The 13,049-nt window shown below is 43.2% G+C and carries 15 protein-coding genes and 1 pseudogene; 1 reads left to right on the forward strand and 15 read right to left on the reverse strand.

Annotated elements, in window-relative coordinates; translation table 11 throughout:
- Window positions 1-10 precede the first annotated feature (10 nt).
- The 3 genes from THEAE_RS0118300 to THEAE_RS21725 are packed head-to-tail and all read right to left on the reverse strand — an operon-like array spanning window position 11 to window position 1,752.
- Window positions 11-232 carry a DUF951 domain-containing protein gene (locus THEAE_RS0118300; protein ID WP_028988425.1) on the reverse strand — a complete coding sequence of 74 codons (222 nt, stop codon included), beginning with the start codon at window positions 230-232 and terminating at the stop codon, window positions 11-13.
- Window positions 225-1,121, reverse strand: a complete 897-nt coding sequence (locus THEAE_RS0118305; RefSeq protein ID WP_028988426.1) for a mechanosensitive ion channel family protein — start codon at window positions 1,119-1,121, stop codon at window positions 225-227. Before THEAE_RS0118305 ends, THEAE_RS0118300 begins: the two co-directional genes overlap by 8 nt.
- A 16-nt stretch (window positions 1,122-1,137) precedes the next feature.
- Window positions 1,138-1,752, reverse strand: coding sequence for a lysophospholipid acyltransferase family protein (locus THEAE_RS21725; protein ID WP_052330163.1), 615 nt, complete (start codon window positions 1,750-1,752; stop codon window positions 1,138-1,140).
- 99 nt (window positions 1,753-1,851) lie between these two features.
- Between THEAE_RS21725 and yyaC the strand changes: the two genes are divergently transcribed.
- A complete protein-coding gene (gene yyaC, locus THEAE_RS22765) occupies window positions 1,852-2,472 on the forward strand; it encodes a spore protease YyaC (RefSeq protein WP_028988427.1) in 621 nt (206 codons plus the stop codon).
- 48 nt (window positions 2,473-2,520) lie between these two features.
- On the opposite strand, the pseudogene THEAE_RS23640 reads toward yyaC, so the two are convergent.
- The 12 genes and pseudogenes from THEAE_RS23640 to rnpA form a co-directional block, all read right to left on the reverse strand.
- A pseudogene (locus tag THEAE_RS23640) lies at window positions 2,521-3,372 on the reverse strand (diacylglycerol/lipid kinase family protein); the annotation flags it as partial.
- Between the two features lie 9 nt (window positions 3,373-3,381).
- Complete coding sequence (locus THEAE_RS0118325; RefSeq protein WP_028988428.1) at window positions 3,382-4,095, reverse strand: DUF554 domain-containing protein; 714 nt, start codon at window positions 4,093-4,095, stop codon at window positions 3,382-3,384.
- A 17-nt stretch (window positions 4,096-4,112) separates the two neighbouring features.
- Window positions 4,113-4,961 (reverse strand): ParB/RepB/Spo0J family partition protein, encoded by an 849-nt coding sequence (locus tag THEAE_RS0118330; RefSeq protein ID WP_028988429.1) that lies wholly within the window; start codon window positions 4,959-4,961, stop codon window positions 4,113-4,115.
- Window positions 4,933-5,715, reverse strand: a complete 783-nt coding sequence (locus THEAE_RS0118335) for a ParA family protein (protein ID WP_005586606.1) — start codon at window positions 5,713-5,715, stop codon at window positions 4,933-4,935. Before THEAE_RS0118335 ends, THEAE_RS0118330 begins: the two co-directional genes overlap by 29 nt.
- Before the next feature lie 81 nt (window positions 5,716-5,796).
- A complete protein-coding gene (noc, locus tag THEAE_RS0118340; RefSeq protein ID WP_028988430.1) occupies window positions 5,797-6,636 on the reverse strand; it encodes a nucleoid occlusion protein in 840 nt (279 codons plus the stop codon).
- Between the two features lie 110 nt (window positions 6,637-6,746).
- Complete coding sequence (gene rsmG, locus THEAE_RS0118345) at window positions 6,747-7,457, reverse strand: 16S rRNA (guanine(527)-N(7))-methyltransferase RsmG (protein ID WP_039944556.1); 711 nt, start codon at window positions 7,455-7,457, stop codon at window positions 6,747-6,749.
- Window positions 7,458-7,469: 12 nt separating this feature from the next.
- Window positions 7,470-9,362, reverse strand: a complete 1,893-nt coding sequence (gene mnmG / locus THEAE_RS0118350) for a tRNA uridine-5-carboxymethylaminomethyl(34) synthesis enzyme MnmG (protein ID WP_028988432.1) — start codon at window positions 9,360-9,362, stop codon at window positions 7,470-7,472.
- A 37-nt stretch (window positions 9,363-9,399) separates the two neighbouring features.
- The gene (mnmE, locus tag THEAE_RS0118355) at window positions 9,400-10,770 is read right to left on the reverse strand and encodes a tRNA uridine-5-carboxymethylaminomethyl(34) synthesis GTPase MnmE (RefSeq protein WP_028988433.1); all 1,371 of its coding nucleotides are present in this window, start codon (window positions 10,768-10,770) and stop codon (window positions 9,400-9,402) included.
- A gap of 164 nt (window positions 10,771-10,934) precedes the next feature.
- Window positions 10,935-11,555, reverse strand: a complete 621-nt coding sequence (gene jag, locus THEAE_RS0118360; RefSeq protein WP_028988434.1) for an RNA-binding cell elongation regulator Jag/EloR — start codon at window positions 11,553-11,555, stop codon at window positions 10,935-10,937.
- A gap of 3 nt (window positions 11,556-11,558) precedes the next feature.
- Window positions 11,559-12,275: a YidC/Oxa1 family membrane protein insertase gene (locus THEAE_RS0118365; protein WP_156920740.1), complete on the reverse strand. Its 717-nt coding sequence runs from the start codon at window positions 12,273-12,275 to the stop codon at window positions 11,559-11,561.
- 80 nt (window positions 12,276-12,355) lie between these two features.
- Window positions 12,356-12,565: a membrane protein insertion efficiency factor YidD gene (yidD, locus tag THEAE_RS22770; RefSeq protein ID WP_084213618.1), complete on the reverse strand. Its 210-nt coding sequence runs from the start codon at window positions 12,563-12,565 to the stop codon at window positions 12,356-12,358.
- A gap of 26 nt (window positions 12,566-12,591) precedes the next feature.
- A complete protein-coding gene (gene rnpA / locus THEAE_RS0118370) occupies window positions 12,592-12,942 on the reverse strand; it encodes a ribonuclease P protein component (protein ID WP_005586597.1) in 351 nt (116 codons plus the stop codon).
- Window positions 12,943-13,049 lie beyond the last annotated feature (107 nt).

Genomic DNA, 13,049 nt, shown 5'->3' on the forward strand with positions numbered 1-13,049 from the left:
TTTTCCCTTCTCATCTTGCGTTCTGATCCACATCCATCCCTTCCCCTTTTTCTAAAATCTTTTTTAAGCGCTTTTCAAAATGGGATCGGGGTATGAGCACACTATGATCACAACCTGTGCATTTAATCCGTATGTCCATGCCCATACGAATAATCCTCCAAGCATTTGCTCCACAGGGATGAGGTTTCTTTAATTCCACTAAATCTCCCAAGCCATACGCCTTTTTATTCATTCTTTGCCCCCTCCCCTGTTTTAGAAACGGTAACAAGATGGGGATACGGGATCTCAATTCCTCTCTGATCCAAGACCTCTTTTAATCTGCTTTGGAGAATCCTTCGAACTTTCCAATGCATAGCAGGTTTCGTTTCAGCCACGATCCGTATGACCACTTCTGAGGGCCCTAACGCATGTACACCGAGCACTTCCGGCTTTTTTACCATTTCAGGAATTTCCCCTCCTTCAAAGAGCTTATTAACCTCTTCTTCCAAGATCTCGATCACCTGTGGAATCCTCTCTTCATACGCTATGCTCAGATCCACAATCGCTACGGAATTGGACGTAGAGAAATTGGTTACCTCGGTGATGGTCCCATTGGGAAGAATATGGATCTCTCCGGTAAAGGCCCTAATCTTTGTAATGCGAAGGCCAATTTGTTTCACCGTACCTTCGAAGTTTCCAATTCGAACATAATCCCCTACAGCAAACTGGTCTTCAAAAATAATAAAAAAACCACTGATAATATCCCGAACAAGATTTTGTGCGCCAAAGGCCACGGCTAATCCCAAGACTCCCGCACCTGCCAAGACCGGCAGTATATTCATGAAAAAGGATAGAATAAGCAAAATCCCGATAAAGGTAATCGTATAATCGGCCACATTTTTTAACAAAACGCGGAGGGTAGTAACCCGTCGCTCATCGATTTGAAAACGAGACCCTTCTCTTTTTTTCAGTACCCGTTCAATTAATACATGTCCAATTCGTTTTGTAATCCTCATTCCAAACAAGATGAGAAGAATGAGGAGAAGTTTTTCTGCCCAATTTAACCATACATTCGGGTCGGATAACCAGGTCCAAATTTTTGAAGACGTGGTATCGAGATTCTTAAACGTTTCCTCGATCATCGCTATCCCTTCCTTTCTACTCCAACCATCCCCTAGCTTCCCCTTCGCTTAAGAGGGATTCCATTGCTTTTCGTATCCGCATCCCAAATTCATCCACTCCTTCTTCAGGCATTGGAAAAAGGGGCTCTCCATATAATAAGCGGATTTTTGCGGGTCGTAAAGTTTTGCTTCCTTTTGGCAGTGCTTTTTGGGATCCAAAGATAATCACCGGCAAAACGGGAGTAGCCCCTTTTATGGCCAAGTAGGAAGCCCCTTGCTTAAAAGCCCGTTCATCCCACTTCTCAGCGCGTGTTCCTTCCGGGAAAAGACCGATGGACTCTCCTTCTTTTAATAGGCGGAGGGCTTTCTTAATGGCTCCTAGATCGGCCGCTTCTCTATTTATCGGAAATGCTCCGAGACGAGTGACGAGCCAACGAAGGAAAGGCTTAACAAATAGCTCCTTTTTAGCCATGAAATGAAGGATCCCAGGATAAAAAGCGGCAATGTAAATGGGATCGATAATGCTAACATGGTTTCCAACCACCACATAGTTTCTCCTCGGATTAAACCTCTCCCTTCCAAACACCTCTACACGATGATAGAAGGAGATAAGCGGTGGTACAAGCCGCTTTCCGATGCGATATAACCACATTCTCCATTTCCCTCCCTTTCCATTCTTCCAAGCTCATGCGTATATTTTTCGCTCCCCCTCACTATACTGGTACTATTACACGTTCATGTGGAGGTCTTCATGGAACAATCAATGATTCCCCAATTCCCTCAAAGAGGATTTTCCGCCTCCTATTTGGAGGAGGGAGCGGCGAAAAAAATCGCCGCTTATCTTAGAAAAAAAACATACCCCATTCTCAACAGCCAACAACTTCTTTTCCTATGTATTGGAACGGATCGTTCAACGGGGGATGCTTTAGGCCCGGTGGTCGGTACCAAATTAAATGAGCTTTCTTTTGGCTATCCCGTCTATGGGAACCTCGATGAACCTATCCATGCCGTAAATCTTAAAGACACCATCCGTTACATTGCAAGTCATTATGAGGATCCCTATATTATAGCGGTGGATGCGTCCTTAGGCCGATTAAAAAACGTTGGCGTAATTACCGTAGCGGAGGGACCTTTAAGACCCGGTTCCGGCGTTAACAAAGAGCTGTCTCCAATCGGTAACCTTCATATCACCGGTGTTGTTAATATCGGCGGATTTATGGAATATTTTGTTCTGCAGAACACTCGTTTAAGCCTCGTGATGAAAATGGCCGACACGATCACTCAGGCCATTATCGAGGCGTTTCGTTTCTCCCACCCCTTTTATACTTCGGAGAGGGTCGGCGAAAGAAGGAACGGAATGATAAACCTTTAGCCTAGAAGGGAGGATTTCAATCTTTAACGGTGTGTTAAAGCCGACCTCTCCATCGATATGTACCATTAACGAATCTTTTGTCTCGATTTCCAGATTTCTGACCTCAAGTTGAATAACGTTCGGATGGTAGATGTGCGTCCCAAAATAGACCCTGGGAAAGAGAATAAGAAATTTCCATGCTGGAAGGTTGACGATCACGCAGATCATAAAAAGGCCATCGTCAGACCTTGCTCCCGGACAGATTTTCATTCCTCCCCCATATGTGGGATGATTCCCTACAACGACCATCCAAGTATCGTTAAAGTGGAACTCCCCTTTTTCTGTTCGAATGGTAATTGGGCTCCTTTTGTAATTCCAAAAGAGAGAGAAAAAAGAGAAGAGGTAAATTAATTTTCCGAGTCCAATCCGGTTTAATACTTTTTTCATAGGAGAATTAAAAGAATGGTGAGCCACTTCTCCATCGAATCCTGCCCCAATTCCATTGACAAAAAAATGGGTTCCATTCACCATACCCACATCAATAGCGGAGATCTTTCCAACAAGAATTGTGGTGAGCGCTTCTTTCCAATTTTTTATATGGAGGTAGCCTACCAGATCATTCCCTGACCCTGCGGGGATTAATCCAAATGGAACATCACGCCCGCTCTTCAAAATACCATTGATGATCTCATTGGCCGTTCCATCCCCTCCTACCGCGATTACGGCAGAGGGGAGCGACTCACTCTCCGTCAGACGTTTATAGATGTGAGTGAATCCATCCCCCACCCCCTGCGTAAAGTAAACTTGGTAAGGGATCTTCACCTGTATTAAATATCTCTCCACTTTTCTCCATCGCTTCTTTCCCTTGCCGCATCCCGCAACAGGGTTCACGAGAAAGTAATAGAGTTTCTCCTCTTCCATCAACCCACCTCAAATCGATAAAGAAAATCGGTGTATGAAATAGACAAGGAAAGCCGCCACGAAGATGGCGGGAAGGAGATTTGCTACCCTGATCTTCGCGATCTCCAATAGGTTTATACCGATTCCCACGATAAGGAGTCCACCTACTGCCGTAATTTCCTGGATCATTTGTTGTAGCAAAGTTGGCGCGATATATTGGCTAATCCAGGATGCCGCCACCGTAATGATCCCTTGATAGAGAAAAACAGGGATGGCACTAAAGATAACGCCGATCCCTAACGTGCTCGTAAATATGATGGAAGAAAATCCATCCAGCATCGCCTTTGTGTATAAGATCTGGTGGTCATTTTTAAGACCACTCTCCAACGAACCTAAGATAGCCATCGATCCGATGGTATAAACGAGAGTAGCGGTCACAAAAGCTGTCGCAACTTTACCATTCCCGCCGGAAGTAAATCTTCTCTCCACCCAATTCCCTAGACGGATCAGTCCCTCTTCAATCTTTAGCCATTCGCCAATCATCCCTCCCAAAACCAAACTAACGATTAAAAGGAGAAATTGTTTCGTTTCCAATCCCATCGATAAACCAAGCAGAATAACAGCCAAACCGATCCCCTGCATGACCGTTTTTCCGATATCTTCCCTTACTCCTCGAAAGAGCCACCCAGCCAAACTTCCTATGATGATCGCCGCCGTGTTTACAATGGTCCCCATAAGTATCATTTGTTTCAAAACCACACCTATCTATTTTCTATTTTATCCAAGATGCGTTCTAAATCATGAATGGTGAGAAAGATGATTTCAATTTTCCCTTTTTTCTTGCCAGGTCGTATGGATACAGGGGTACCGAAGTGTTCCCGCAATCTCTCTTCGACTCCTTTATAGTACAGATCATCTTCTCTCCTTTTCACTTCCTTGCGGGTTTTCTTCTTCCCACTTCCCAATTCCTGAACACGTTGTTCTAAATCCCGTACACTAAGCCCTTTATTGATGGTCTCTCTTACAAGTTCCATTTGGAGATGGGGGTCTCCAATCGCAACAAGGATCTTCGCATGTCCCATAGAAATTGTTCCACGTGAAACATGCTCTTTAATTTCTTCCGGTAAGTTTAAAAGCCGGAGAAAATTCGCTACGAGGGGTCTGCTCTTCCCCATACGCTTCGCCAACTCTTCTTGAGTTAACTGGAAACGCTCCATGATCGTATGATATGCTTCTGCAATTTCAATGGGATTTAAATCTTCCCGCTGTAAGTTTTCAATGAGGGCGATTTCCATCATCTGTTCCTCATTAAATTTTCGTTCCACAGCAGGAATCGTTTTAAGGCCGGCTAACTGTGCCGCCCGATACCTTCTCTCTCCGGCAATAATGTCATATCCCTTCAGACTCTTACGAACCAAAATCGGTTGGATCACCCCATGTGCGATGATCGATTCCTTCAATTCTTCTAAGGACTCTTGATTAAACTCCTTCCTTGGTTGATACGGATTGGGCCTCAGCTGTTCAATAGGAATGTCCTTTACAAGATCTCCGCCATCGATCTCTAACCCAGGAATTAAGGAGTCAAGCCCTCTCCCTAGCCTCTTTGCCACGTTCAATCACCTCTTTCGCCAATTCGAGATAAACTTCCGCCCCTTTTGATTTTGGATCATAAGTGACGATCGATTGCCCATAACTCGGTGCTTCGCTGAGCCGTACATTTCTTGGTATAATCGAGCGATAAACCTTTTCTTGGAAGTATTTTTTCACTTCTTCTACCACTTGAATTCCAAGATTGGTCCGGGCATCAAACATGGTTAAAAGCACGCCCTCTACGGAAAGAGAGGTGTTTAAGTGTTTTTGTACTAAACGTATTGTATTCAGAAGCTGGCTTAGTCCTTCCAACGCATAATATTCGCATTGAATCGGAATTAAAACGGAATCGGCTGCAGTTAAAGAATTGATGGTTAATAATCCAAGAGAAGGAGGACAATCGATGATTACATAATCATACTCTTTTTTTAATGGGGTGATGGCCCTTTTTAGCCTTAATTCCCTGGAGATGGTGGGTACAAGTTCAATCTCGGCTCCTGCAAGCTGTATGGTGGAAGGAAGGATAAAAAGATTGGATACAGCCGTTTCATGAATCGCTATGCCGGGATCGATTTCATTGATGATCACATCATAAATGCAGTATTCTACATCCGCCTTATTTATCCCGATTCCGCTGGTCGTGTTTCCTTGTGGATCCATGTCGATTAACAAAACTTTTTTACCTAGATTGGCAAGACTTGCTCCCAAGTTCACAGCAGTCGTTGTTTTGCCCACACCGCCTTTTTGGTTGGCGATGGCAATAATCTTACCCACAGTTTCACCTCTTCCTTTGCTAACACCTAGACGATAGGTACGACCGTCCGACGAATATGCTTTCCCAGGGAATCGGAAAATCTATAGCACTCTTCCTCCCTTTTTTGGAATGCGTATTACGACCTGATAAAAATCTCCATGGTCTTCTTCTTTCGATTCGATATTCATTCCTGTCTTCATCACCATTTGTACGGATTGACGTATGGTATTTACGGCAATACGCACATCCCGTGGAATAGAAATTCTTTTTGGCTTTTTCTTGCCTAAATCCTTCTGCTGCAATTGTTCGATCCTTTGTTCCGTCTGTTTTACGCTAAGATCCTTTTCTATTATCTCATGTAAGATTTTTAGTTGTGTAGACTTTTCCTTTAAGGTTAGCAATGCTCTTGCATGTCTTTCCGTAATCTTTCTTTCCATTAGACTTTGTTGCACCTCTTCAGGCAACTGAAGAAGCCTAATCTTATTGGCAATTGTGGACTGCCCCTTTCCCAATCGTTGTGCTAATCCTTCTTGCGTTAGCTGATGGAGTGCCATTAGTTTCTGATAAGCCAGGGCCTCTTCAATGGAGGTTAATCCTTCTCTTTGCAGGTTTTCGATGAGAGCTGCGGAAGCTGCTTGTGCGTCCGAATACTCCTTTATGATTGCAGGGATTTTTTCATAGTTTAACTTTTGATAAGCTCTCCATCTCCTTTCACCTGCAATCAATTCAAAACCCTTTTCCGTTTTCCTCACTACGATCGGCTGAATCATTCCATGTGTGCGAATGGTTTCGCTTAATTCTTCCAATTTTTCATCATCAAAGAGAAAACGGGGTTGAAAAGGGTTAGGAACGATAGAAGAGACAGGAATATGCGAGATCCTCTCTTCTTCTCCATCTTTTTTCTCTTGAAATCCAAAAATCTTGCTCCATTGTTCTTTCATGTTAACACCTCACTATGACGAAAGCCCCGATTATCAATACTATTCTATAAGAATTGACTTAAATCCTTCAAGGAGATTGTTTCACGTGAAACAATCCCCTTTGCTCCGCATTATAGCGGTTTTTTTTCGATTTTCCCTCCGTTTCTCGGATATTTATCCGGTATAGAACCCTCTTTTTTTATCCATAACAAGATTCGTTCTGATTTTTCTATGGGAAGAGTTCCTTTCTCTATTTTATCAACCTTCCCTCTTAATACTTTTAAAGCATTCATAGAATCTTTTAATTCTTGCTCCCCACTTTTTCCTTTCATAGCAATAAAATAACCACCTACTTCTACAAAGGGGAGGGTGAATTCCAACAAGATGTTTAATCTTGCCACCGCCCTTGCCAATACGATGGGAAAAGACTCACGGTAGTACGGTTTTCTCCCTACCTCCTCAGCTCTCCCATGGATTAGTTCTACCCGATCTAAACCCAGCTCCTTTACCAGTTCTTCAAGGAAGGTAATCCTTTTTTTTAAAGAATCAACCACCACCACTTGAAGATGTGGAAAGATGATTTTTATCGGAATGGATGGAAAACCAGCCCCTGATCCGATATCGGCAATCCTGTGAACCTGATTAAACGGAGTAAAAAATGTAGGCATCAACGAATCGTAGAAGTGCTTTTCATACACCCCCTCCTCATCCGTGATGGCGGTTAAATTGATTCGTTCATTCCACAATACCAACATTTCATAGTAGCGGCGAAATTGTCCCACTTTCCTTTCATCCAATTTTATGCCTGCTTTTTTGATCTCTTCGTTAAACCAATGCGGCAAGAAACTCCCTCCTTAAGGATTTACTTCCTTCTTTCTTCCCTGCTGCTCCAAGTAAACCAAGAGAATAGAGATATCCGCAGGATTTACCCCACTAATTCTGGAAGCTTGACCTATGGTGAGTGGTGAGATCTTCTTTAACTTTTGCCTCGCTTCCGTTGCCAGTCCCGGGATCTCATCGTAGTTAAGATTTTCTGAAAGACGCTTGTTCTCCATCTTTTGCAGCTTCTCGATCTGCTGCAATTGCTTTTCAATATAACCTTTATACTTAATCTGTATTTCTACCTGTTCCTTTACTTCTTTCGATATCGTCTCATTTGATTCAACGATTTGTTCCAAATGTTCATAGGTGATCTCGGGTCTTCGCAATAGATCGGCCGCCGTTATGCTTAAAGTGAGAGGAGCCGATCCCATAGCGGAGAGTATCCGATTCGTTTTCTCATCCGGACGAAGCTTCGTATTTTCCAAACGCTTAATCTCCTCATCGATCATCCGTACTTTTTCCTTAAATCTTTGATACCTTTCTTCTGAAATAAGTCCGATCTTATATCCGATGGGAGTTAAGCGAAGATCCGCATTGTCATGGCGGAGAAGTAGCCGATATTCCGCCCTTGAAGTGAGTAAGCGATAGGGCTCATTCGTTCCCTTCGTTACCAGGTCATCAATTAGCACACCGATGTAAGCTTCCGACCGCTTTAAGATGAGAGGCTCCTTTCCTAAGATTTTAAGGGCGGCATTTATGCCGGCAATAATTCCTTGACCGGCTGCCTCCTCATACCCGGAGGTCCCATTAATTTGTCCGGCTGTAAATAACCCGGGTAATCTTTTCGTCTCCAACGTAGGCCACAATTGGGTAGGATCGAGGGCATCATACTCAATCGCATATCCTGTTCTCATCATCTGGACGTTCTCTAAACCAGGTATAGAACGAAGCATCTCGATCTGTACATCTTCCGGAAGACTGGTAGACATCCCCTGTACATATACTTCATTGGTGTGCCGTCCCTCCGGTTCTAAAAAAACTTGGTGCCGTTGCTTATCCGCAAATCGGACGATTTTATCCTCGATAGAAGGACAATAACGGGGACCCGTTCCTTCTATTGCTCCTGAATATAATGGAGCCCGATCCAAATTGTTTTGAATAAGTAGGTGAGTTGTGGGTTGGGTATAGGTAAGCCAACAGGGTAATTGCTCTTCTTTGATCCCTTCTTTTGTCTCATATGAAAAAAAGGGGTGATCCGCATCCCCGGGTTGAATTTCCATTTTTGAATAGTCAATCGTATCCCCGTCAACCCTCGGAGGTGTACCCGTTTTAAACCGGACGAGGGAAAAACCTAGCTCTTTTAAATGATGGGACAATTTCACTGCAGGCTGCATATTATTTGGACCGCTTTCATACGATAAATCACCGATAATGATTTTCCCCCTGAGAAAAGTGCCTGTTGTAAGAACAACGGCTTTAGAACGATAAATTCCCCCGTTTCTAGTGATCACCCCTTTGCAGACTCCATCTTCCACAATAAGTTCCTCAACCATTCCTTGTCGCAGGTAGAGGTTAGGCGTCTTTTCCATGGTTTCCTTCATACTTCTTGAATAAAGATATTTATCCGCTTGAGCTCTTAAGGCTCGAACCGCCGGACCTTTTCCCGTGTTTAACATTCTGATTTGAAGATAAGTCTTATCAATATTTCTTCCCATTTCCCCACCCAATGCGTCAATTTCCCGAACAACATGCCCCTTGGCCGGCCCTCCAATCGATGGGTTGCAGAACATAAAGGCGATCGTATCCAGATTAATGGTAAGACAAAGGGTTCTTAACCCCATCCTCGCACCGGCCAATGCCGCCTCTACACCGGCATGTCCTGCGCCTACCACAATCAAGTCGAAAGATCCTGCTTCATAAGACATTGTATGATCATCCCTTTCTTTCATTTCAGTTGTCCATTCATTTTCCCAGGCAAAATTGGGAGAAAATCTGGGATATTATTTCCTCACCGGCGGTTTCACCGATGATCTCGCCTAATGTGGACCATCCCCTTTTCAGATCGATCTCAATCATATCATAGGGGAGACGCTCTCGGCTTGAATGCAAGGCATCTTCTAACGCTTTCCTCCCTGTGCGAATCAGATGAAGATGACGGGAATTTAGCATAAAGGTTTCATCATTCCTGGAGATTCCACCTTTAAAGAAGAGGTTTGCGATCGCCTTCTCCAATTCCTCTAAACCTTCTCCTCTCAAAATGGATAGCTTTACGATGGGTTCTTTGGGAAAATAATTTCGAATTTCTTCGATCCGGACTCGCTCCGGTAAGTCTGCCTTGTTTAATAAAAGGATTACATTCTTCCCCTTCACCATGGCAAAAAGATCATAATCGATCTCCTCTAAAGGTTCTCCTTGATTTACCATCATTAGGATTAATTCTGCACGTCTTATGATCTCTTTCGATTTTTCTACCCCGATCTTTTCAACGACATCTTCCGTCTTTCGAATTCCGGCGGTATCCATTAACTTTAAAGGAATCCCCCGGACGTTCACGTACTCCTCTACGACATCCCTCGTTGTCCCCGGGATATCTGTCACAATTGCCTTTGCCTGTCTAGTTAACGCATTAAGGAGTGAGGATTTTCCCACATTCGGTTTACCAATGATGGCTGTTTCAACGCCTTCACGTAGGATCTTTCCTTCCCTTCCCCTCTCCTCAAGATGCTTTATAACGTCCAGTGCTTCCTTCAGTTTATTTTCGATTTGCGCATACGTTACTTCCTCCACGTCATGCTCCGGATAATCGATCGTTACCTCGATGTGTGCCATAAGTTCGATGAGAATTTGACGGGCTTTCCTTATCTCCTGAGATAGACTCCCTTCCAACTGTGAAAGTGAAGCCCTGGCCGCTTTATCTGATTTTGACCGGATCAAATCAATAACGGCTTCCGCTTGGGTTAGATCAATTCGTCCATTTAAGAATGCCCTTTTTGTAAATTCTCCAGGTTCGGCCATTCTGGCCCCGGCTTCTAAAATTGAATCCAAAACCCTGGTAACCGAGACAATCCCCCCATGAACATTTACCTCGACAACATCTTCACGGGTAAAGGTATGTGGTGCACGCATCACAGTCACCAACGCTTCATCGATGATCTCTCCGTCCTTGGGCGATTTAATCTTACCATAATGAATGGTATGGCTCTTCACCTCACGGAGAAGTTTCTTTCCGAGAAATACTTTGTCCACGATCGAAATGGCTTCATCCCCACTCACCCGAACGATGGCTATTCCCCCCTCGCCTATGGGGGTTGAGATCGCCGCAATGGTGTCCATGGTTGTCACCCCTTACTCCTTCTATGTTCTATTGTAACCACTTCTTGAGAAACAAAAAAGTTTCAGATATACTCTGAAACCTTCAGACGATCCTCTCATCAGATTTTTCTTGAAAAAGATGGCGTGTATCTCCCAGTCCGCAGAAATAGTAATTAAAAAGACTACTATTCTTTATAATGGATGACAACAGATCGATACGGTTCTTCGCCTTCACTCACGGTTAAAATATGCGGTTCGTTTTGCAAATGGGTATGAATAATTCTTCTCTCATTCGCATTCATGGGCTCTAACTTTACACTTTCCTTTGTCTTTAACACCTTTCGAGCAACTCGCTCGGCCAATTCCTCGAGAGACTCTTTTCTCTTTGCCCGATAATTTTCTGCATCTAGAATGATCCTCTCTTTTCCCTTCGCATACCGTCCTGCCACCGCATTCACCAAATATTGAAGAGCATCTAGGGTTTGACCATGATGACCGATAAGAACCCCCAGTCTATCACCGACCAAATTGAAATAAACCGCCTCTTTCCGATGGAAAACTTCAATATCTACTTTCATACCCATCTTTTCTATCACATTCATCAAAAAATTTTTCCCCTCTTCAATGGGATCAACAATTCGTTCCAATTCCACCTTTGCCGGTTTACTCCCTAAAATTCCAAACAACCCTTTTACAGGTTCTTCTAAAACCTTAATCACAACCTTCTCTTTCGTAACCTTCATTTCCTGAAGACCACGCTCAACGGCCTCTTCCACGGTCTTGCCAAAAAAAATCATTTTATCCATGATCTATGCCCTCTCCTTTACCGGCTCCCTCTTCATCAAGTCTTTTAGGAGATATGTTTGCCCTATTGAAAAGAGGTTTCCAACGACCCAATAGAGAGACAAGGCTGAAGGGAGACTAATGGCCATGAAAAGGATAAAGAACGGCATGATGTTATTCATCATCTTAATTTGAGGATTGCTCATTTGAGCCGGATTGATCGAATTCATCACCCGCATTTGAATATACGTAAAAAGTGCCGCCAGAATGGGAAGAATAAAAAAAGGATCGGAGCTGCCCAATTGGAGCCATAAGAATGAGGATTCCCTAATATGTTCGCTGCGGCTAATCGCATTATAAAAAGCAATCAAGATCGGTGCTTGAATGAGCAATGGGAGACACCCCGCCATGGGATTAACTCCATGCTTTTGGTACAGCTTCATCATTTCTTCCTGCATTTTTTGTGCGTTGTCCTTATATTTCTCCCGAATTTTCATCATTTCGGGTTGTATCTTCTGCATTTCCAATGAGCTTTTGTATTGCTTCACCGTTAAGGGTAAAATGGCGAAACGTACCATTAATGTCATGATGACTATGGCTAACCCGTATGAACCCCACATATTTTGCGCCAAGAAATCAAGCAACCAATAAAGAGGGTAAACAAAAAAAGCGTCCCAAAAGCCATTTCTCGGATCCGGTGGGGTATTGACGGAACCACATCCGGTTAAAAGAGTAATAAACATGAGTAATAGCACTAAAAGGCTAAGAAATCTGAAACGGGACAATCGATTCACTCCTTAAATGATATCCAATTCGTAAACACTCATTTTAAGGGATCAAATCCACCTGGGTGAAAGGGGTGACATTTGCTGATACGCTTCACACTAAGCCAACCGCCTTTTAAAGGGCCATACTTCTCTACTGCCTGGTAAGCGTATGTGGAACACGATGGATAGAATCTGCAGGTAGGTGGCTTTAAAGGAGATAGTACTTTCTGATAAAAACGTATGAAAAAAAGAAGAATTTTTCTCAAGGTACATCCCTTCTTGTCCTATTTATTTATACCATGAAATCCCCTTTCAATAAAGAGGCTTTTTTTAATAACTTCAACAGAGATTTCTCAATCTCGTGATACCCGTTCTTCCTTATCCCCACCCTTGCAATGATCACCAAGTCATAACCATTTTTTATCCATGGAGAATGGTTTCTCACCATCTCCCGTAAAATTCGTTTATAATAATTTCTTTCCACCGCTTTCCCCACTTTTTTCCCTACGGAAAAGCCGACGCGAAAGGGGAGGCTCTCATCATTTTTTGTGTAGTATATAACGAGAGATGAATCTGCGATCGACCTGCCCCTCTTTAAAGTTAACCCAAAATCCTTGCTTTTCTTAAGACGATGAATCCTCATTTTTTCCCCTTTCTCTTTTAAAGAGGATGTTTTGAGAGGCTATTTAAAATTTAGACATATTTCCTGATAAATAAACGCTTTCAACGGTTAAAAAAGACCACACAAAG

Origin of the sequence: Thermicanus aegyptius DSM 12793 (assembly GCF_000510645.1) — a bacterium.
GTDB classification, from domain to species: Bacteria; Bacillota; Bacilli; order Thermicanales; family Thermicanaceae; genus Thermicanus; species Thermicanus aegyptius.

What these genes read in the sequence shown, in the direction of transcription:
- THEAE_RS0118300 (WP_028988425.1), bottom strand. Translation starts at nt 232, where the DNA reads ATGAATAAAAAGGCGTATGGCTTGGGAGATTTAGTGGAATTAAAGAAA.
- THEAE_RS0118305 (WP_028988426.1), bottom strand. Translation starts at nt 1,121, where the DNA reads ATGATCGAGGAAACGTTTAAGAATCTCGATACCACGTCTTCAAAAATT.
- THEAE_RS21725 (WP_052330163.1), bottom strand. Translation starts at nt 1,752, where the DNA reads ATGTGGTTATATCGCATCGGAAAGCGGCTTGTACCACCGCTTATCTCC.
- yyaC (WP_028988427.1), top strand. Translation starts at nt 1,852, where the DNA reads ATGGAACAATCAATGATTCCCCAATTCCCTCAAAGAGGATTTTCCGCC.
- THEAE_RS0118325 (WP_028988428.1), bottom strand. Translation starts at nt 4,095, where the DNA reads ATGATACTTATGGGGACCATTGTAAACACGGCGGCGATCATCATAGGA.
- noc (WP_028988430.1), bottom strand. Translation starts at nt 6,636, where the DNA reads ATGAAAGAACAATGGAGCAAGATTTTTGGATTTCAAGAGAAAAAAGAT.
- mnmG (WP_028988432.1), bottom strand. Translation starts at nt 9,362, where the DNA reads ATGTCTTATGAAGCAGGATCTTTCGACTTGATTGTGGTAGGCGCAGGA.
- mnmE (WP_028988433.1), bottom strand. Translation starts at nt 10,770, where the DNA reads ATGGACACCATTGCGGCGATCTCAACCCCCATAGGCGAGGGGGGAATA.
- jag (WP_028988434.1), bottom strand. Translation starts at nt 11,555, where the DNA reads ATGGATAAAATGATTTTTTTTGGCAAGACCGTGGAAGAGGCCGTTGAG.
- THEAE_RS0118365 (WP_156920740.1), bottom strand. Translation starts at nt 12,275, where the DNA reads ATGTTTATTACTCTTTTAACCGGATGTGGTTCCGTCAATACCCCACCG.
- rnpA (WP_005586597.1), bottom strand. Translation starts at nt 12,942, where the DNA reads ATGAGGATTCATCGTCTTAAGAAAAGCAAGGATTTTGGGTTAACTTTA.